Origin of the sequence: Litoribacterium kuwaitense (genome assembly GCF_011058155.1) — a bacterium.
Classification (GTDB): Bacteria; Bacillota; Bacilli; order Bacillales; family DSM-28697; genus Litoribacterium; species Litoribacterium kuwaitense.
The window spans coordinates 1-20,164 of record NZ_JAALFC010000051.1 but is presented as its reverse complement, the minus strand read 5'-3'; the positions used below and the strand labels follow the sequence as shown (position 1 = coordinate 20,164).

13 protein-coding genes and 5 pseudogenes are annotated in these 20,164 nt (G+C 41.6%); 12 read left to right on the top strand and 6 right to left on the bottom strand.

Annotated features, from left to right (window positions below; translation table 11 throughout):
- Positions 1-595: 595 nt before the first annotated feature.
- On the bottom strand, positions 596-889 hold the full coding sequence (locus G4V62_RS17215; RefSeq protein WP_165204610.1) for a DUF3817 domain-containing protein: 294 nt from the start codon (positions 887-889) through the stop codon (positions 596-598).
- 262 nt (positions 890-1,151) lie between these two features.
- On the opposite strand from G4V62_RS17215, the gene G4V62_RS17210 reads away from it, so the two are divergent.
- A complete protein-coding gene (locus G4V62_RS17210) occupies positions 1,152-1,601 on the top strand; it encodes a DUF6376 family protein (RefSeq protein ID WP_165204608.1) in 450 nt (149 codons plus the stop codon).
- 83 nt (positions 1,602-1,684) lie between these two features.
- On the opposite strand, the gene G4V62_RS17205 is transcribed toward G4V62_RS17210, so the two are convergent.
- From G4V62_RS17205 to G4V62_RS17185, 5 genes and pseudogenes are all read right to left on the bottom strand, one after another.
- Positions 1,685-2,560, bottom strand: a complete 876-nt coding sequence (locus tag G4V62_RS17205) for a hypothetical protein (protein ID WP_165204606.1) — start codon at positions 2,558-2,560, stop codon at positions 1,685-1,687.
- Between the two features lie 127 nt (positions 2,561-2,687).
- Positions 2,688-3,620: an aldo/keto reductase gene (locus G4V62_RS17200; RefSeq protein WP_165204604.1), complete on the bottom strand. Its 933-nt coding sequence runs from the start codon at positions 3,618-3,620 to the stop codon at positions 2,688-2,690.
- 21 nt (positions 3,621-3,641) lie between these two features.
- Positions 3,642-3,833: pseudogene (locus G4V62_RS17195) on the bottom strand (DUF3951 domain-containing protein); the annotation flags it as partial.
- Positions 3,834-3,961: 128 nt separating this feature from the next.
- A complete protein-coding gene (locus G4V62_RS17190; RefSeq protein WP_165204602.1) occupies positions 3,962-4,627 on the bottom strand; it encodes a DUF6483 family protein in 666 nt (221 codons plus the stop codon).
- Positions 4,628-4,992: 365 nt separating this feature from the next.
- Positions 4,993-6,081, bottom strand: a complete 1,089-nt coding sequence (locus tag G4V62_RS17185; RefSeq protein ID WP_165204600.1) for a VanZ family protein — start codon at positions 6,079-6,081, stop codon at positions 4,993-4,995.
- 230 nt (positions 6,082-6,311) lie between these two features.
- On the opposite strand from G4V62_RS17185, the gene G4V62_RS17180 reads away from it, so the two are divergent.
- From G4V62_RS17180 to G4V62_RS20405, 11 genes and pseudogenes are all read left to right on the top strand, one after another.
- On the top strand, positions 6,312-7,292 hold the full coding sequence (locus G4V62_RS17180; protein ID WP_165204598.1) for an NAD(P)/FAD-dependent oxidoreductase: 981 nt from the start codon (positions 6,312-6,314) through the stop codon (positions 7,290-7,292).
- A gap of 207 nt (positions 7,293-7,499) precedes the next feature.
- Positions 7,500-8,588, top strand: a complete 1,089-nt coding sequence (locus G4V62_RS17175) for an NAD(P)-dependent alcohol dehydrogenase (RefSeq protein ID WP_165204596.1) — start codon at positions 7,500-7,502, stop codon at positions 8,586-8,588.
- Positions 8,589-8,808: 220 nt separating this feature from the next.
- On the top strand, positions 8,809-12,153 hold the full coding sequence (locus G4V62_RS17170) for a GH92 family glycosyl hydrolase (RefSeq protein WP_165204594.1): 3,345 nt from the start codon (positions 8,809-8,811) through the stop codon (positions 12,151-12,153).
- A gap of 132 nt (positions 12,154-12,285) precedes the next feature.
- A complete protein-coding gene (locus G4V62_RS17165; RefSeq protein ID WP_165204592.1) occupies positions 12,286-12,744 on the top strand; it encodes a hypothetical protein in 459 nt (152 codons plus the stop codon).
- A 464-nt stretch (positions 12,745-13,208) separates the two neighbouring features.
- Positions 13,209-13,361, top strand: a pseudogene (locus tag G4V62_RS20925) (thiol-disulfide oxidoreductase DCC family protein); the annotation flags it as partial.
- 37 nt (positions 13,362-13,398) lie between these two features.
- Positions 13,399-13,641 (top strand): annotated as a pseudogene (locus G4V62_RS20410) (thiol-disulfide oxidoreductase DCC family protein); the annotation flags it as partial.
- A gap of 180 nt (positions 13,642-13,821) precedes the next feature.
- Positions 13,822-16,206 (top strand): helix-turn-helix domain-containing protein, encoded by a 2,385-nt coding sequence (locus tag G4V62_RS17150; protein WP_165204586.1) that lies wholly within the window; start codon positions 13,822-13,824, stop codon positions 16,204-16,206.
- 439 nt (positions 16,207-16,645) lie between these two features.
- Positions 16,646-17,419, top strand: a complete 774-nt coding sequence (locus G4V62_RS17145) for a hypothetical protein (RefSeq protein WP_165204584.1) — start codon at positions 16,646-16,648, stop codon at positions 17,417-17,419.
- 455 nt (positions 17,420-17,874) lie between these two features.
- Positions 17,875-19,137: pseudogene (locus G4V62_RS17140) on the top strand (APC family permease).
- Positions 19,138-19,172: 35 nt separating this feature from the next.
- The gene (locus tag G4V62_RS17135) at positions 19,173-19,724 is read left to right on the top strand and encodes a bifunctional transcriptional activator/DNA repair enzyme AdaA (RefSeq protein ID WP_165204612.1); all 552 of its coding nucleotides are present in this window, start codon (positions 19,173-19,175) and stop codon (positions 19,722-19,724) included.
- A gap of 157 nt (positions 19,725-19,881) precedes the next feature.
- A pseudogene (locus G4V62_RS20405) lies at positions 19,882-19,959 on the top strand (transposase family protein); the annotation flags it as partial.
- Between the last annotated feature and the right edge of the window lie 205 nt (positions 19,960-20,164).

Here is a 20,164-nt window from a genome sequence, read left to right as displayed (position 1 = left end):
TTCATCGTTTATTTCGTACCGTCTTTGCGTCATGCTCGTCGCTCCATTCATTTTTCACCAATCGTACCACATTATTCTTTAGTTTTCAGACAGGTCCTAATTTAATACGACTATTTTTTGAAACCAAGGGTGTGTGATCAACGTCTTAAAGGATGAGGGAATCTTTGGACGAGAATGGTCGATGAAGAAAGCATGTGTCACCACTTTGGTTTGCTATTCAATCTTATGACTCTAATAAGTACTGAAACAAAGGGATGGGTCTATGTTGGGGATCAAATGTTGGAGTGAATGAAGGTGTGCTTATCATAAGTAGGCGTAAGCTGATTGAGGTAAGGGTGTAAGTGAGCGTCTGAATGGAAAGGAGACTGTATCTAACCCAATGGTGCAGCCGTTATTTTCCTCAGCCGATAGGCTGCGAAGCACCAGATGGTTTTTTTTTAATGGGAATGTATAAGGCAAAAGAGTTTAACTTGCACTTTCGCCTAAATTACTAAGAAAACAGAGGATCTGTTGAACGGAATGTCTTCAAGCGAGCGACTGAGTCGTAAAGGAAATATAAAAAACCCCCTGCATTTTATCTGCAAGGGAGAATATACTAAATGGCTTCTTTTTTTAGGCGCGCATCTAAATAAAATGGACCAAATGGAATAAATGCTGCGAGTACAGCTCCAGTAATGCGAGGTGCCTTCCAGCTGTCGGTCATCGTTACGTGCGCAATAGCCATGATATATAAAATAAATAATACACCATGAGCCATACCGGCAATGCTGACAGCCATGTCCATTCCTGCTCCGTATTTAAGCGGCATGGCTACAGCGAGCAGTAGGATAAAAGAAATGCCTTCTAAGATTCCAATGAACCTAAAACGTCCTAAAGCCGTGCTTAACATCGTCTAATGTCCCCCTATGTGAAATACTCTATCTATCAGATCGACCGTCTGCTTATTGGCTTGTTACCGTAGAAACAGTCTCATGACGAACCGAAAGAAACTCTTCCTGTCATTATATTAGAAATGAAGCTTTGACGGCTCTATCGAGTTTGAACATTTCATGAAAGTCTGATATACCAAATGTTTTTCAGCGATGAGCAATTGCAATTACGCTATTATATAAGGTATAAAGAGAGCATGAACCGTCGTGGAGGCGATGATATTGATAAAAAAAGTAAGTGTGATAAGCCTAATCTTCGTGGCTATGTTGTTGAGTGGTTGTGGTCTATTAGATGAAGTCAATCAAGGCATTGGATATTCTGAAGAAGCAATGACGTATATTGAGGATGTCCAGCAGTTTACGCAGGAAGCCCCTGCGATGCTTGAGGAAGCGGCAAACGATCCAGAAACGAAGGCGCAGCTTGATGAATATGTCCAACAGTTTTTAAACGAGATGGAATCCTTTCAAAATATTGAGCCGCCTGGATTTGCTGAGGACATCCATGCACAAATTAGCAGCTTTTCAGCCGATGCAGAAGCTTCTTTACAACAATTGCAAGGAAAACTGTCTGATGCGAATATGTCTGTTGACGAACTGAGAAATAGTGAATTGTTTCAGAGTTTAGACCAGTTGCGCGAGTTGCAAAATACAATTGAAAATCTAGGTGGATAAGTCCTGTTTGCGCGAAGCATTTTAAACAAGCAAAACCCGTCTAATGTCCTGGCGAAAGAGCCAGTGGCATGCGACGGGTTTTGTTATGTGATGAAGTCCATCCATTGACCATATCCATAATAAAGTCCTTTTTTGTAAATTTGCCATGCTGCAGCCAACTCTAGAGACGATAAACGGTCTGCTTCAAGGACATGGATCGTTCGTGGATCGGTATGTGAGTCAAATTCGTTCGAAAGTAGTTCGTGTAACTGATGGGCTGTTGGGCGGGCGTCTTGTTTTTGTTCATGCCAGTATTGAACCGGCTGCCGGAATGCCCGTTGTGGACTCGGCAGCTTTTCTCCAAGAAGGGTAATTTGCAGTGACGAGCGCCAAAAGATGGCGTGTGTTAACAAGACTGCAGCACCTGGGGCTACGAAAATAGTATCTGATTCTGCTAATATCGTATCTACATTGTCTACCGTTTCACACGACTGATGAGGAGGCACTGAAGATAGTTGGACGTGTTGTTGAGTATAAATGAGAAGGTTTTTTGAGTCCATCGGGCGTAAATAATGGACCATGTCACAAAACAAGCGCATGTCATCATTCCATCCTATGATGCCAATTGTGGCGTGCTGTTCCTGGGCAAGTAGGGATGAGCCATAAGCTGCAAGGGCAAGTGTGCTTAGTTTACTAATATGATGTGCCGGCATCAATGCGAGCAGCTGATCATCGACGGCGTGATATAAATGAATCATGTTAGATTCTGATGAGGACGCAGGAAGTGCATTGACAGTGTAAGCTGGAATTCCGTTGATTCTCCCTAATTCACAACGTGCTTGTCTAAGCTCCTGACTCTTTGGTATCGCAGAGACTGGAGCGGCTTGTGCTTTTAATGTGGACCTGATGTATGGGAGAAGCTCCTGAAACGAAAGTAATCTATGACAGTCAGCTCTCGTCAACATAAACGTTTTCATCATATGCGATACTCCTGAATGGTAGATTTTATCCTAGTTTACCAAACCTTTAACTACTTGTCCTGTCTGCTGTCAGTGAGTTTGAAAAACCGCTGTCACAGAAAGAGACAGCGGTTACTGCAAAGCAAAGTTAACGAAAGATCGCATCAATTTGAGCAAATTCTTCTGAGGTGAGTGACACATCGATCGTTTTTAAATTTCGCAGGACTTGCTCCGGTTGTTTTGCTCCAGGTATAACGACGTCAATCGCTTCATGGTGCAAATACCAGCTTAAGACGAGATGAGCGACCTCAATCTTTTTGTGATTGGCAATCTTTTTAAGTTCGTTGACTTTAGCAATGTTTTGCTGGTAAGTTTTTCCTTGGAATAAAGGATGGTTCGCACGTCCATCTTCAAAAGTACTATGTTCATCATACTTCCCACTCAATAGTCCGGAAGCGAGAGGAAAATAGGGGATGAAGGAAATATCATTCTCTATGCAGTATGGGAGTAACGTGTTTTCGGCTTGTCGTTTGAGTAAATTAAACTCATCCTGGACGACATCAACGTAGCCATCTTGGTTCGCGTCTTTTAATTGTTCAAGCGAAAAATTGGAAACACCGATCGTACGTATTTTTCCCGCGTCCCTTAGTTCCTTTAAAGCACCTACGGCTTCTGACTTTTGTGTTGTTTCATCAGGAAAATGGATATAGAAAAGGTCAATATAGTCCGTTTGCAGGCGACGCAGGCTCTCGTCCACAGATTGTTTTAAAAATGAAGGCGTGTTAACTAAAGTGACCTCACCATCAACAATTTTGTGGGCCCCTTTGGTCGCGAGGATCACATCTGATCGCTGCCCGGTTTCGGTTAGGACTTCGCCGATTAGTTCTTCCGAACGTTCAGGGCCATAGATAAATGCCGTGTCTAGAAAATTGATTCCTTCATCTAACGCGGTTTTTACAACGTTTTTTCCTACTTGATCGTCTAAGTTTGGAAAAATATTATGCCCACCAACAGCATTCGTCCCAAGACCGACCGGTACGACATGTAAGTCGGTTTTCCCTAATTGTACAGTTTGTAGCATGTGCGCTCACGACTCCTTTTTTTAGTGCTGGGGTGGAAACTGGCTGCGGATATCGTCGTCTTCCTCGTCGCCGACATTCTCCATTTCTTCATGGTGTTCAACAGTCGTTTGTGCGGCAATGTAGTCAAATGGAGTGTAGTGGGAGGAGGGGATCGTTTTAGTAATGATCCATTTTTTAATGATCAGTAGAATAAGAATACATATAAAACTAGTAAACGCGAGGGTTGATCACAATAGGAACAACAAGATCTAGCCCTCCTTTGCTTAATATTATATGAATAGGCGGGTGAGTGTCTATCGATAACAGTCCGGAAAGCACTCTCGTTTCGGTTGACACGCCCTCATTTAAATAAGTGTAAAAAATCAGCTTCCCCTTCAAGGACCTCATTTTTTGGCAATTTTCTTTTCTGTAAAACAGCCTCATCTTCTTGAAGGCGTTGACGATAAAAGGAAAGACCGCGTTGCTGAACAGCTTCTGACGGCTTTTCTTCAGCGAGTGCAAATAAAACATTTTCTGCAAGATCATAACGTTTCTTGATTTCTTCGTAATAATCTATCGCTGCTAGTCCCCAACCGCTATAACGGTTTGAAGCGGTCAGGCGCTCTAATAAGTCGTCAGCTTTACGGTTCAGTTCAGCTTCCATTTGTTTGTTAGGTATCGAACCTAGCGCGTTCACTAGTAAAACAAACCCTTTAGCGTAATCTTGATAAGCTTCCTCCGTTTCTTGAAAAGCTTCGTGATGATCGCCTTCTTCTAATAGAAGCAAGGCTAGTGTAGCTATACGTTCAGCTTCATCTTCTCTGGCTGAGAACAATTCTTTTAATTCTTGAGCCGGTAAAACATTCACCGTTTGGCGGCTTAAACCTGTCGTTCCTTTAATCGCCTCGTCAATAAGATGCTCACTGTCAGCTTTATTCCGCTCAGCTCTGAGACCGGCCAGTCGCGCGGCTAACTGGGTGACAGATTGAAACATGCGCATAATAAAATCGTCCCGAAGCATCGGCATTCCTTCTCTCATTCGTCGTTGAGCATTATTGTAAAGAGGAAATGTGTCCTAGTCAAAAGCTGAGGCAGCCTGTTTCCAAACACTCTCATCCGTTGTTACTCGGGTCACTCGTCCTCTTATGAACGAAATGTACGATTCGTGTCTTTGCTCGCCTTCGTGCCTAGGCGTCCTGTTGCCAAACGCTCTCATCCGTTGTTACTCGGCTCGCTCGCCCTCTCATGAACGAAATGTATTATTCGTGTCTTCGCTCGCCTTCGCGCTTAGTCTGCGAAGCGTTTTCAAGCTAGGCTGAAAAATAGTAGGATTTCTAAGCAAAAAGCTTTGGACAAAGTTAAGTTTGCCGTTGTTTATACATTGAAGCCCGCTTACAGGGGGCGCTTTTTCGTACGGCTCCATTTTTCATAGAATAGACGCGTGTCAGCACGTGTAATTCGAAAAATGACGAGTAAAAAGAACGCGGCGTGTAAACATAAAATGGCTAGAAAAATAAACGCGTCTACACGGGATACAATTGAAACTGAATTCACCCATTGGAAGTAGGCTACATCTAAGGTCAGCAGTAGGGATGGCCAAGTCCCCCGGTGCAGAAATCGGAAGAAATGTCTTCTCCCGTTAATGTCCTCAATACGGAAGCGTAGGAGCCATTTGCCGAAAGTGAACCCTTTCCATAAATAAGGCAGGACACCGAAATATAGGATCAGGAGAATGAAAAGCAATACGGGTTTTGAATATGACAAGGTTTCTAAATAAAAGCTCCATATGAGTTGTAAGATGACGTAGTCAACGCCCCATGCGATCACCCGTCTGACAGCACTCACTCGATCGGCAGCTTGATAACGGAGCAATCGTTTACGCTCAGGTAGGAAAAAGGTAAATAATGGTGCCGCTATAAACCCTAAGATCCCTCCTAACGTGTTGGCGAAAAGATCATCTACGTCCAAAACGCGATATGGGCATGCGAATAAGCCATATACACCCGTTCCTTGTGTTATTTCAATAAAAAGTGATAAACCTAAGGAAAACAGGGCAGTTGGAATAAAACGTTGGATAAAATAATAACGAAAATACACACCTAGCGGAAGAAACAGCAAAATATTAAACGCCACCTGATAAAACGATGAGGCTTTAAATATACGAAGGTAGCTTTCTGGTACTTGCGGGTGAAAATGCGCTTCCTTGGCGATATCCGTAAAAAAACGAAAGGGCTCTAGCTGATATAATGCACCGCTCACAGCACCATCAGGGCAATTATGTAAAGTCGTCGGAAGCGGCAGCATGACTAAAAAAGCAAGGTTAAGGATATATAAGTAAAAGGAAAATACAATCAACAGTCGCAAGAAGTGAAGATGCCCAAAGCGACGGTATTGTAGAATGATCGTTGGAATGGTAAATATAAGGGCCACAAATGGAAAAATCATTGCGGCTTGGAAGATTTGCTCAAGGTAAATGGACATTGTGATTGTTCCTCCACGGCTTCACTCATTATGCTTGTAGTAAACCATATTTTTGAAAACGTGAAAAGTATTTAGAGGCATTGTGAAAAGTCTGTAAATGACTTTCAATCTCAATGAGTGACTGGATGCTTTTTTTTTTATATAATAAGAAACGTCAGGTTTTTTCAAAACAGTTACGGAGAGGTAGATTAGCCAACCGCTAACCATAGACAACACAGGAGGGCGTAAGGATGAGTGAAGTATACGATGTAACCATTATCGGTGCGGGGCCGACAGGGCTTTTCGCAGCGTTTTATGGCGGAATGCGCGATATGAAAGTGAAAGTCATCGACAGTATGCCAGAGTTGGGAGGGCAGTTGACGGCGCTATATCCGGATAAATATATATATGATGTCGCTGGTTTTCCTAAGATCAAAGCAAGTGAACTTGTAGATAACCTTCGTGAGCAAATGCAAAAATTTGATCAATCGATCATTCTTGGAAGTCAGGTTGATGAGGTAACGAAGCAAGCAGACGGCACGTTTTTGATCAAATCAGGAGAAGACATCCATTTATCAAAAACCGTCCTGATTACAGGTGGCGTCGGTTCCTTCCAGCCTCGAAAGCTAAAGCTTGAGTGTGCTGAAAAATATGAAGGTCGTTGCTTGCATTATCATATTAAAGACCTTAGTGCATTTCGCGACCACAAAGTTGTCGTTGCTGGTGGTGGAGACTCAGCAGTTGACTGGGCATTAATGCTCGAGCCGATTGCAAAAGAGGTATCGATTGTACACCGGCGTGATCAGTTCAGAGCACATGAACATAGCGTTAATCAATTAAGGGAATCGTCCGTTAACATTATGACACCGTGTGACATCGTTGATATCGTTGGCGATCCTGATGTGACGGAAGTCGTTATTAAAAATAAAGAAGGCGAGCTCTCTACACTTGAGGCAGACACGCTCGTTGTCAACTATGGCTTTATTTCCTCTCTCGGCCCAATTAAAAATTGGGGGCTAGAGATCGAGAAAAACTCAATTGTCGTCAATACACGTATGGAAACAAATATTCCTGGCATCTATGCCGCAGGGGATATTACCACATATGAAGGGAAAATCAAGCTCATTGCCACCGGTTTTGGGGAAGGGCCTACTGCAATCAATAATGCATTCGCGTATCTCAACCCTGACAGTAAAGTGCAGCCTAAGCATTCGACGAGCTTGTTTGCATAAGGTGATCCAAACCTTTTTGAATAAGAAAACATATGTGACTGTCTGTTCTCTATAACCATGGGGGGCAGGCAGTTTAGTTGTTTTTAACATGGTGTTGGCGTTAAACTTTTTGTAGTGGACGTCTACGAATTGGCTACAGCCTTTTGGGAATCTTAAGGGCAAGGCCGTTGAATGGTATACATTTATGGAAAAAGGAGACGAATGATCATGAAGATTAAAGCAGCTGTAACTCATGCCAAAGGGGAAGAATTTAAAATTGAAGAAATTGAAATCGCTGAACCGAAAGCGACTGAAGTGTTGATCAAAGTCGTCGCTTCAGGAGTATGCCATACCGATGCAGTCGCACGCGACCTCGGTTTATCTCCATTTCCAGCTGTATTGGGGCATGAAGGGTCTGGAATTGTTGAGAAAGTGGGAGAAGGCGTGAAGACCATTGAGCCAGGTGATCATGTCGTCCTATCTTATGCTTCCTGTGGGCATTGTGAAAACTGTTTAACCGGTCACCCATCGGTCTGTGTTGATTTTAACGAATTAAACTTTGGTGGCACGATGGATGATGGATCACATCGTTTGCACAAGCAACAACAGAAGCTTTCAACATTCTTTGGCCAGTCTTCATTTGGTACATATGCGATTGCCAATGAGCGAAATGTCGTGAAGGTAGACAAAGATGTAGATTTGACGTTATTAGGGCCGTTAGGCTGTGGTATTCAAACTGGGAGCGGGACTGTTCTCAATAAGTTAAAGCCAGAGTTCGGTAGTTCGATTGCTGTCTATGGTACAGGGGCGGTTGGCTTAAGTGCAATTATGGCTGCCAAGCTGATCGGATGTGAGCACATCATCGCTATTGACATTCATGAGAGCCGCTTGGAGCTTGCGAAGGAGCTAGGTGCAACACATACATTCAATAGTAAGAAAGTTGATGTTTTAAAGGAAATTAAAGAAGTGACAAAGGGCGGTAGTCATTATGGCATTGAAACGACAGGTGTTCCGGCTGTAGTACATCAAGGCTTGCAGGCACTTCGCCCTCTTGGTCAGCTTGCTGTTGTTGGTGTGACGCCTGAGGTCAATATTAACGTTCATGAAGAAATTATGGCGGAAGGAAAAATGATGGTAGGTGTGATTGAAGGTGATGCTGTTCCGCAGCTTTTCATTCCTAAATTAGTCGATTATTATAAAAGAGGTCTTTTTCCGTTCGATAAGCTCGTTAAACTATACGACTTCTCAGATATTAATCAGGCTTTTGAAGATTCAAAAGCAGGTCAAACGATTAAGCCAATTGTTAAAATAAGCTAATTATATTACAGAGGAGCTGTCATTTGATAGCTCCTCTTCCTATTGACCGACTAAAGAAATATGAAGTGAAGTAACCAATTTTTAAGAAGCTGTGAACGTTTACTCACACCACGTTTTTTTGACAAATAGGACAGACAGCAGGTAGATTTCGGTGGTATCATGATCCTTTAAGAGCTGTGCTTATAGGAAGTTTTCGAGTTTGGAGGAGGGAGAAATCATAATGGCTAATCACTCATTTTTTACATCGTTTGAAGAAGACGAACTTCGTACTTCGCCACTGATTGAAACGGACCATACTCATTGTAGTAAAACGTCAGGGCAATGGCTTGATGTCACGATTGGCGCGGGTCCAAAAGAGAGTTACACAGCTAAAACAAATGTTGGCTGGACAGGAATGCAGGCTTTAATGTATGAGGGCGCTAGCACAACCGGCGAATTCATGCGTCGAGAACTTTTCGCGCTTACGCTTGAAGTGACAGCAGAAACAGAGCTCTCATATATGATTCATCCCCAGGTTGGACATGAATATGACGCGCTTTATTTAGCTACATATGTCGCAGTAGACGTACAGTTTACAGACGGTACATTTTTGAGCGATCTAGAGGCAAGAGACCAACATAGAGCCAGGTTCACAGCAAATGAACAAGGAAAATCTAAGACACTTTATCCAAATCAATGGAATGTGAAAAGAGTACATCTTGGGAAAGTCGCTTTAGGAAAAATAACTGAGCGTGTTTTTCTTACGTTTGAAGCGCAAGGTGTAGAAGGTTCGTTTGCTGGTAGTATCGATGACTTGCAGATCGCCAAGATCAATCAAGATGGTCAATCACAATCACCAGTCGAAGATGTGTCGATTTTACGTGGTACGAATTCAAATGGCACCTTCTCTAGAGGTAACAATTTCCCGGCTGTTGCCGTACCACATGGCTTCAACTTTTGGACACCTGTGACGGATGCCGGCTCTACCACTTGGTTGTACAGCTATCAGGAGCAAAACAACGAAAACAACCTTCCTGAATTGCAAGCTTTTGCGGTGAGTCATGAACCTAGCCCGTGGATGGGGGATCGCCAGACATTTCAGGTGATGCCAGCGGATGGAAGCAAACATCCAACGATCAATCGCGGCAAGCGTGCGCTATCATTTTCCCACGACAACGAGACCGCTAAGCCATATGTTTATGAAGTCACTTTTGATGACGGTATAGAGGTTAAAATGGCACCTACGACTTATGCGGCGATGTTTCAGTTTACATTTCAAGGGGAGCATTCTGACATTCTTTTTGATAATGTGACAAACGAGGGAGGGCTTTCTTTTGATGTCGAGCAGCAGGTCGTGACTGGGTACTCCGATGTGCGGAGCGGTTTGTCTGCAGGTGCTCCAAGGATGTATGTGTATGCCGAGTTTGATCGGCCGATTCAGCAGTATGGCCATTTGACGGGCGAAGGACGTGATGATGTTGCCGGGTACGTTCGTTTCCAAACACCAGCGAGTTCCCGTACGGTCACGATGAAGCTGGCTACCTCATTTATTAGCGTTGAACAAGCTAAAAAGAACTTGTCTTTAGACATCGCCCCAACGGATTCATTTGACGATATAAAAGAAAGGGCAAAAAGGCAGTGGGATGACAGGTTACGCGCTTTTCATATTCCTCATGCTGCAAAAGAAGAGCGTGTTACGTTTTATTCAAATCTTTACCGATTATACCTTTATCCGAACATTGCGTATGAGAATACAGGCACAGAAACAGAACCGGAATACAGCTATGCTAGCCCTTTTACAAAGAAAGAAAGCATCGATACACCCTCGCAAACAGGGGCACCTGTCGTAAAAGGAAAACCATATGTGAATAACGGTTTTTGGGATACGTACCGGACATCTTGGCCTGCGTATGCGTTGTTCTCACCAGAAAAAGCAGCGGAAATGATAGATGGCTTTGTCCAGCAATATCGTGAGGGCGGATGGATTGCCCGTTGGTCCTCTCCTGGCTATGCAAACCTCATGGTCGGAACGAGCTCGGACGTTGCTTTTAGTGATGCATACTTAAAAGGGGTCAAAGCATTTGATCTCGATGCATTTTATCAATCTGCAGTAAAAAATGCTGCCGTGTATAGCGAGGATGAAAGTGTTGGGCGAAAAGGGTTAGCAACGTCCATTTTTAAAGGTTATACGAGTACAGATACACCAGAAGGACTTTCGTGGGCGTTAGACGGATTTATCAATGATTTTGCCATTTCTCGCTTGGCGTATGAATTGGCTGAGGAAAAAAACGACTCTGCTTATCTTGCCGATGCCATTTACTTTGAACAGCGTTCACAACGTTATGTAGACTTGTATTGTGAAGAAGCGGGGGGCTTTTTTATCGGCAAAAACGTTGACGGTGAATGGCGCCAGTCAGCGGAGGACTTTAACCCTGATGAATGGGGCGGAGATTATACCGAGACGAACGCGTGGAATATGGGTTTTCATGCGCCCCATGATGGTCAAGGGCTAGCCAACTTATACGGTGGAAGGGAGGCACTTGCGGAACGCCTTGACCAATTCATGAATCGACCTGAACGTGCGAAATTTCCAGGTCATTACGGCTTTGTCATTCATGAAATGACAGAAGCTCGAGATGTCCGTATGGGGATGTATGGTCATAGTAACCAACCGTCTCACCACATTTTGTATATGTATAATTTTGCCGGTCAACCGTGGAAAACACAAAAATACGTTCGTGAAGTGTTATCCCGTCTATACATTGGCAGTGAAATTGGGCAAGGCTATCCTGGTGACGAAGATAATGGTGAGATGTCTGCCTGGTACATTTGGAGCGCGCTCGGCCTTTATCCGCTCCAAGTAGGGACACCATCATATGTTATAGGGGCTCCATACTTCGAGGAGATGTCCATTACACTTGAAAATGGGCATGCTTTACATGTGACTGCACCTAATGTTAGTGATATAAATTGTTATGTCCAGTCATTAACAGTGAACGGTGAGCAATACGAAGCTTTAACGATTCCTCATGAAACGATCGCAAATGGTGCGACTTTGGAATTTGAGATGGGACCTGCACCATCTGCTTGGGGAAGCACAACGGAAAGTTTACCGAGTTCGTTAACTGCAGTGACTCATGATGGCATTGAGTGTATTCCACGGCCTTGGGTGGATTTGCTAGATCAAACCGAGGGAGTTGTGAAAATTAAAGGAGAGAATGCACCGGCACTTTGGGACAATACGTCAATGACGAAGGTCACGGTAGATAACATACCTGCCTTCATCGACGTATCATTTACCGAACAAGCGCAGAAAGTCATGATGTACACGCTAACGAGCGCTGAATGTGCAGAAGAAGATCCAAGAAGCTGGTGTCTTGAAGGGTCTAATGACGGACAGCATTGGGAAGTACTTGATCAGCAAGCGAACGTATCTTTTAAATGGAGACGTTATACGAAGCCGTTTCTCATTCAAACGCCAAACGACTATACACACTATCGATTAATGATTAGTGAAAATGGCGGGGCTCGGCAAACATCGCTCGCCCAACTTGAACTGCTCGGTCAGCCGGTGAAAGACGTTTAAATGATATGAAACGCAACTGACATATAGTCAAAAAACAATCGCACTTCTCTAGGAAAGAAGCGATTATTCGTGTCACATGTTCCTTCCGTTTGGTACAATTAGAAAAGTAAAAGAGAAGGGGCGTGCATCGTATTGAAAGGACATATCTGGCGACGTTTTTTAGTCGCTGTCATCTCGGCAATTTTGTTTTCGTTATGGCAAGGAAGCGTTTGGTTAAGCGCAATTGATGGGATGGATCTTCCCGCCGAAATCATGCCACAAGACTTATCCTTTTGGAACATATTTCTCTTCATCGCCTTATATGCGCTGCCAGTGTTCTTGTTAATTGGTATACCGGCGTCTATTATGATGGATAACTGGGTTGCGAAAAAAGCAACAAACTGGAAAACGTTAAAAAAGACACTGATTAGTTTTGTCTGTTACTCGGCAGGAGGAGCCGTATTTGGTGCCCTTTCGATCCTCTCAATTGCTCGTGATCCGCGCCTAATGGTCATTGGCGTCGTTTTAGGGATTGCCGGAGCCATGGCATACTGGGGTGTTCTGCAAGTAGCACAAATGATCGGTAAGCGGCCGTCTTCTCATTCATTATAAGAGTGATATTAATGTTTAGGGTGTAGACAAAAGCTTGTCTGCACTCGTTTTTTTTATCAGGCGTCCATCTTGCAAATAGGATAAGGGTGAACATGCTGAGATAGATTTGTTATAATAAACATAGCCAACAAGTGAAGGAGATGTGCCCATTGGCTGATATATTTGTGTTTACCGTCGTTGGTCTGTTTTTAATTATTAATGTCATGATTCTGTTTAGGGATTGGCGTAGAGGAAAAAAAGAAGAGTGAGCACTTTGACTGTACTATCTTTGTATATACAATTTTAGAAATTAAATATAGAGGTTTGAAAAGTAAACGGCTAGGATCGGGAATGCACCCACAAAAAATAATGTGGGCATCATGTTGTTTAGCTAGCTGTGTGATGAAGAGGCACATGGATATGCTGATTCTTGTCGTATATTTCACGGACATCATGAAATCTCGTTTGAAAAGGGGTGAGCCTGCTTGCATTCTTCACTCGTTCGTCATCACCAACGACCCATTGTCTTTTTTGATGGAGAGTGCTCATTTTGTGATGCAGCGGTACAGTTTTTAATTAGACATGATCCTAATAAACGACTTTATTTTGCTTCCTTACAGTCAGACTTGGCGGCAAATCTTCTAGACTCCAAGCTAAAAAAAAACGTCGCTCGATTCAATTGTTCTTCTAGATGTGAAAGGTGTGTTTACAGAGTCAGACGCAGTCTTACGGATTTGTCAATATCTTCGGTGGCCTTGGAAAATCTTTGTTGTCTTTCGTTTGATACCAAAAGCGATTAGAAATCAAGTGTATCGTTGGTTTGCCCGCCACCGTCATCGGATATTTGGCGAACAGAAAAATTGCTATCTTCCATCTCAAGAAGATCGTCAGCGCTTTCTCGATCGTACAAATGTATAAAAAGTGAGGGTGATCGAGCAGTGTAGATAAATTGTTGCTTAATCTTATCTACACTCATTATCTGTTTTCGTAAATAAGAAAAATCAGAATTTTATTTTTAAATTGAAATTGATGACATATTTTGTGAAATCCCAAGTGTATATGGTGTTGTATAACATCTTATGAATATAGGTGGAACAAATGATAGCAGGAAAATTATATAAAGAAACGAAAATACGTAATAATGAAAGGGTTTACATAGAGGGGAGGGGAGATTATTTTCGAAAAGTTTTAATTTCATATCTTCTAATTTTGCTCATTCCTCTATGTACAGGTTTGATCTCGTATCGGATCTCTGTATCTGTAGCTAAATCGAGCGCTGTGGATCAGAGTCTTGCTGTTTTGGAGCAAAGTCAACGAATGCTTGAAAGTCGAATGGAAGAGGTTGAAAACTTTGTTCGAGAATTATCATTGCAGCCGTCTTTTGCAACATTGCTGTATAGTCATGCCGACGTTTCGGATAAAGTTGTTGAGTTACGTGAAGTGGTTGAGCAATTATCAGTCTATGCGTCGACGAGTTATCTGCTAAGGTACTTTTATATCTATATTTGGGATAAGGATATCGTGTTATCACCAGGTTCGGCCTATTTAAGACCTTCTCATTTTTATGAGCTGCAACGTTTCTCTCAGCTTGAATATAAAGAATGGCGACAGCGCATTTTACGGATGCCTCATATGTATAACGTCTTGCCTTTACAGCCTTACCAGTGGGATCAGCGGCAAACATCCGTGATTACTGTCGTGCAAACACTGCCTTTTTATAGTGGAGCCAACCCGAAAGGTACAGTGGTTATTCCAATTGACGTCAGTCACTTTCAAAGTCTCTTGGATTCATTTGTTACCCCTTCTGGCGGATGGGCGTTTATGCGTAATGAGCATGGTGAACTGTTAGCAAGCGCAGGCATTTCTCCTGCAGAGATTGAGCAACTCGATTTGTCTGCTGCGCCGAAGAATAAAGAATATAAACTTGAAGATGGGTCGTCAGTTTATATGTTATCTATTGCTGAAGAAAATGGGTGGTCATATGTCGCTGCCATTCCTAAAAGCAATATCATGGAAGGGGCCGGCTATATTCAACGTATGACGATCATAGTGATGCTGGTCACTTTAGTTATTGGTGGTTTGGCTAGCTTGTTCTTGGCTCGTAGAAACATTAGACCGCTGTCGGAGCTCGTTGCTTCCGTTCATGAGCATTTAGACTATTCTCGAGACAACGAAAAGAAAGAAAAGTTAGAAAAAAACGCTTACGATTTTCTGCAAGGTAATTTTTCTTTAATGATTCGTGATCATGAATCATTGCGAAGTGAGCTCGTGCATCAAGAGCAAATTTTAAAAGATTCATTCTTAAGGCGCTTAATTCATGAAGAATTCCATTCAAGAGCTGATTTAATGTCTTCTGCAGCACAAGTAGGCCTTACTGTAAGTCAAAAAGGAGCGGTGATATTATTAAAAATTCATGGATATGGTGATATGGAAGGAGAAGATATCTATGAAGAATTGGCTGCAGCGAAGGTCATTGTTAAAAAAGTTCTTCAAGCCTTTCAGCCAAATCCATTAACTGTCGATCTCCAAAAAGATGAACTCGTTTTTTGGCTCAATATAGAGGAACAACCAGATCAAAAAAAGATTCCTTATATGAAGGAGCAGCTGACAGAACTTCGCGCGAATTTGCAGGAGGAATTTTCAATGGAAGTGACGATGACGGTTGGTCCGTGGACACCGTTATTTGAAACGAGCCGTTCTTATGAGCAAGCGAGACGAATGCTCGATTATTCTATGCTTAAAAATGAGTCGGGTGTTTTTTGGCACGATCAATATGAAGCAGTCAACGAGTTTATTAATTATCCGATCGAAATCGAAGTCCGTCTAATAAAAGCTTTGAAGACGGGTGAAGTGGATATCGCCATCCGCCTCGTAAATGAAGTGCTTGATCAGTTGCTTGAAAAAGAACAGCCTCCGTTGTTAGCACAGCAATGGCTTGCGCAAGTGAAAGGGACTTTTCTTCGCGCACTTTCGCCACAAGCGATCCAACAGCATAGTTTGTCTAGATTAAAAAAAGCATTATTAGAAATTAAATTGTCAGATGGCCGCGCGCACGTTCAAGCTGTGCTCGAAGACATTATCCGTAGTTATGCCGAATGTCAGCAAAAAATGAAAAATGCTGCCGGCGAAGAAACAGTGCTTCGCATGAAGAGATATATCGATCAACATTTTTCTGAGCCCAGTTTGACGAATTATGACGTAGCTAAGGTGATTGGTCTACCAGAAAAGTACATCTCACAATTATTCAAACAGCAAACGGGTCAATCCATTTCCGAGTATGTGATGGACCTTCGCTTACGAGAAAGTATGACGATGTTGACAGAAACGAATGAAACCGTCCAGGCGATATCTGAATGTGTAGGCTATAATAGTCCTCATTCGTTTCGGCGTGCATTTAAACGTATTATTGGCTTAACACCACAGCAATACAGAAAAACGATGAGAAGTGGTCACCAAAAAAGTAAGCAGCAGGAAAGTAAATAAAATGTCTCGTTTGAACAATGCCAATGGCTGAGCGTGTAAAGCCATTGGCAGATGTTTAAGCGATTCAAGTCGGATGGTAAGGTCTCGGCAATGGGTCTAAATCATAACGTTAACAATAATCACTGAAGGCTTAAAGGATGGATTCAACCAGTGTTTTAATGAGTTGCAACTAAAATACATGAATAATGACCTTGCCTAGTTTCAGATGTTAGAATCCATTCAACATCAAAGAAATCCGATGAATCATGAATGACTTGATCATGTGATTTTAATGAAAAATATGGAAGCATATGATAGATTTAGGTTATCTAAATTCACGATATAAATGTCACTCTTGTTCAGCTAAAAGGCAGGTTAACTGAACAAGAAAAAGCGTTATTTGTAGAGGGAGGATTAGGTCATAAAAAAATTATATGTTTATCTTTCAATTATTGTCTGTTTGGGAGCAGTCTATTTAATCATTCCTTCTTCGCAAGAGGGAGGATTAAATCAGATTTTAATTTGGCTTATACCTGTCTTAGAGGTGGGTATCGTCATTGTCGTCATGTACAGTGTTATAAAAAGCATAATCCGCTATAAGAGAAACAATAAAAGTAAAGAAAACGATTTTCTTGAAATAACGAGAAAATCGCTTGAACCAAAATTGGGCAATGGTTTTGTTTTAGGAGCAATTTTAACAGAACTAAGCGTTTTCTATTATTCAATCGTAGGTTGGTTCAGAAAACCAACCGTGATTGAAAATGGAAAAGTCTATTCTTATCATAAGACTTCGCAGATAAAGACAATTGTCATCGTATTCTCAATCTTAATTGTATTGGAAGGAATATTATTTCATTTTCTTATTCAGTTATGGAGTGAAGTTGCTGCATGGATTTTTACAATATTAAATGTCTATGCATTGCTCTATATGATGGGACTGTATAATGCTGTACGATTTTTGCCTCATCACGTTGATGGTGATAAACTCATTATTCGCTTTGGATACCAGAGCAGTGTTGAATGCGATATTAGAAATATAGAAAGTATCCAAACCGCAAGAAAACAAGGTGATATTTGGGAAAATAAACCTAAAGACACGTATTACGCTTTGTTGAATATGGATCCTCCACAGTATGAAATCAATTTAAAAGAACCTGCATTAATGGTAAGTTCATATGGAAGAAAAAAATATGTTAGAACGATTGTATTCAGGGCTGACGAACCCAAAAAATGATTGAGGAGATAAATCATAATATAAAGTCTTTAAGTGGATAAAACGATCATTGTTTAATTAACCGAGGACGTTAGTTTAACAGGTTCTATGTCAATAGTTGCCCCTGCCCCTACTCTTTACCTCGCTTGTCTTGAAGATGTTTCATTTGTTGACTTCACAATATCAAGATTAGTTATTAAGGAGAAGTGGAACTCCTAAATCTTGCACAGATATTGTCGAAAATACAACCTTTCAAGGTATAGATATTGATTACGCATATGACCTCGTCTTAAAGGGAAAAACAGCTACATCGGTTGGAAGCGACTCTTAGTAAAAATAAATAACGAAAACTTCTCTATAGACGAGGGGGAACGAATGAGAATATTTCCCTTTAATCATTTAATTAAACCGCTAAAATCGAGAAGAATTGTTCATCTTCTTATTAGTACAATGCTTACTATAAAGGGGATGAGATCATGAATAATAAATCAATTGGTTTATTTCAAGGAATCGCGTTATATATTGCTGTTATTCTTGGTTCTGGTGTTCTTTTTTTATCTGGGGTCACTGCCTCCATGGCTGGTCCAGCATCAATTTTATCCTGGGTTATTGTTACACTAATTAGTTTTCCGCTTGCTTATGCCTTTGCTAGTCTGGCAAAAAAATATCCTGATGCAGGTGGAGCGGCGACCTTTGTTAGAAATTCTTTCGGCTATCATCTTGGTAATGTTGTTGGATGGTTTTATTTTGTAACAGCAGCAGTCGGTCAAACAATTGTTTCTTTAACCGGTGCTTATTATGTTAGTCAAGCATTTGGACTATCAAGTTTTGCCACAACATTTATAGCCATGCTTACATTGGTAATGGCAGGGATTTTTAATTATTACGGTGTAAATATGAGTAGTAAAGTAGCCTTGATTTTAAGTAGTCTGTTATTGATTCTGTTATTGGTAGCTGTACTTGTATCACTTCCAAAAATAGAATGGGGCCATTTTACGCCCTTTGCACCAAACGGCTGGTATTCTGTTGGGAGTGCTGTAACTGTTATTTTTTGGTCCTTCTTCGGTTGGGAGGCAATTTGTAATCTAGCAGAGCATTTTAAAAGGCCTGAAAAAGACATCGTTAATGCTTCAATGATTAGCGCAATTGTCATTGGATTACTATTTTATTGTTAAGTTTTGTAACCATTGGAACAGCCACGTTTGGCAGTCAAGAAACCAGCCTATCCCCAATTGGTGTTATCATGGGAGATACAATAGGAGTGGGTGCCAAGATCGTCACTGCTATTTTGGCGTTTATTATTTGTACAGGGACATCAAATGCTTTTGTAGCGAGCTTGACGCAATTAGGTTATTCATTAAGCAGGGATGGTGCTTTTCCAAAGTTTTTTTCAAAGCAAGATGTAACGACGCAAATTCCAAGACGAATGGTTTTATTTATCATCTGTTTTTCGCTGATAGGTGTCATAGTGACAAAAGCTTTATCGCTGACATTTGCTGATATTTTGTTTATTCCAACCTCTCTTGGGATTTTAGTTTATGTTCTTTCCATGGCAGCGGGTGTTAAGTTATTTAGGAAGAGCACATTGGCATGGTGGTCATCCTTAACCTCTTTGGTTTTATGTTTATTGGTTATTCCATTTTTTCAGTTATATATACTTGTACCTTTCATTGTCATAGCTATCTATGTGGTTTATATGATTTTGAGTAAAAAAGCTTTTCGCCTATAAGGGGGGTTGAAAGCAATGAATCAACATGATCTTTCCGAGGACACGATGTGGAATGCCACGATATCATGTGATTCGGCATATGATGGGGTATTCTTTTACGCAGTGAAAACAACAGGGATATTCTGTCGTCCTTCTTGTAAATCTAGGGCTCCTAACGATGAGAATGTTTCTTTTTTTGCGTCTGCTTGTGAAGCTCAAAAGGCAGGCTATAGGCCGTGTAAAAGATGTAGACCAGATTTAAGGTTTAGCAAATATGATCCAGTACATTTTATTTTAGAAGATACGATCCGAATGATAAAAAATAACTATATACAACATCTGTCTTTACAAGATATTTCATCAAGTGTGGGCGTTAGTCGCTATCACCTGAATCGGATTTTTAAAGAACGAGTAGGGTGCACTCCGCGCATGTATTTAGAGAGAGTGAGAGTAAATAAAGCGAAGGAATTACTTCTAACAACGGCATTGAATAGTACACAGATCGGTTATAGCATTGGGTATCAAAGTATCTCTAGTTTTTATAATGCATTTAAACGACATACTGGTTTCTCGCCGAGTCAATTTCGCACACATCATGCTAGTAATTCCAAGCAATGATTGACATGCAGATCGCTGTGTGTAGTGCAAATTAAAAGTTGCAAAGCTTTGAAACGTAAAAATACACAACTCTACACTAGTTGAATGTAATGAATAAGAGCCTTGCCAGTGAGTCAAAATCACTCGACTGTTTTGGTGTGGAATCAACACTCCTCAATGCGGTGGCAGAACGACACGAGTTCATGATTATCACATACAAAAAATCCAACACCTTAAAATATTTGAGGGCACAACCTGGTGAACTACTCACCACTTAGCTTCGCTTAAAGTGGGAGCTTCTCACTTCCACGATGAAAGCAGCCTTTCGTCTCCATGAGCGTTACTTCGGGAAGTTCCCGCCCTAGATGTCCGACGATTCGGAGTTTCTTTCGTACCTTGGATATTTTACGCATGGAAGGATTCGCTTGGTTTTCGCATGATTAGTTTCTCCATGCAACCTC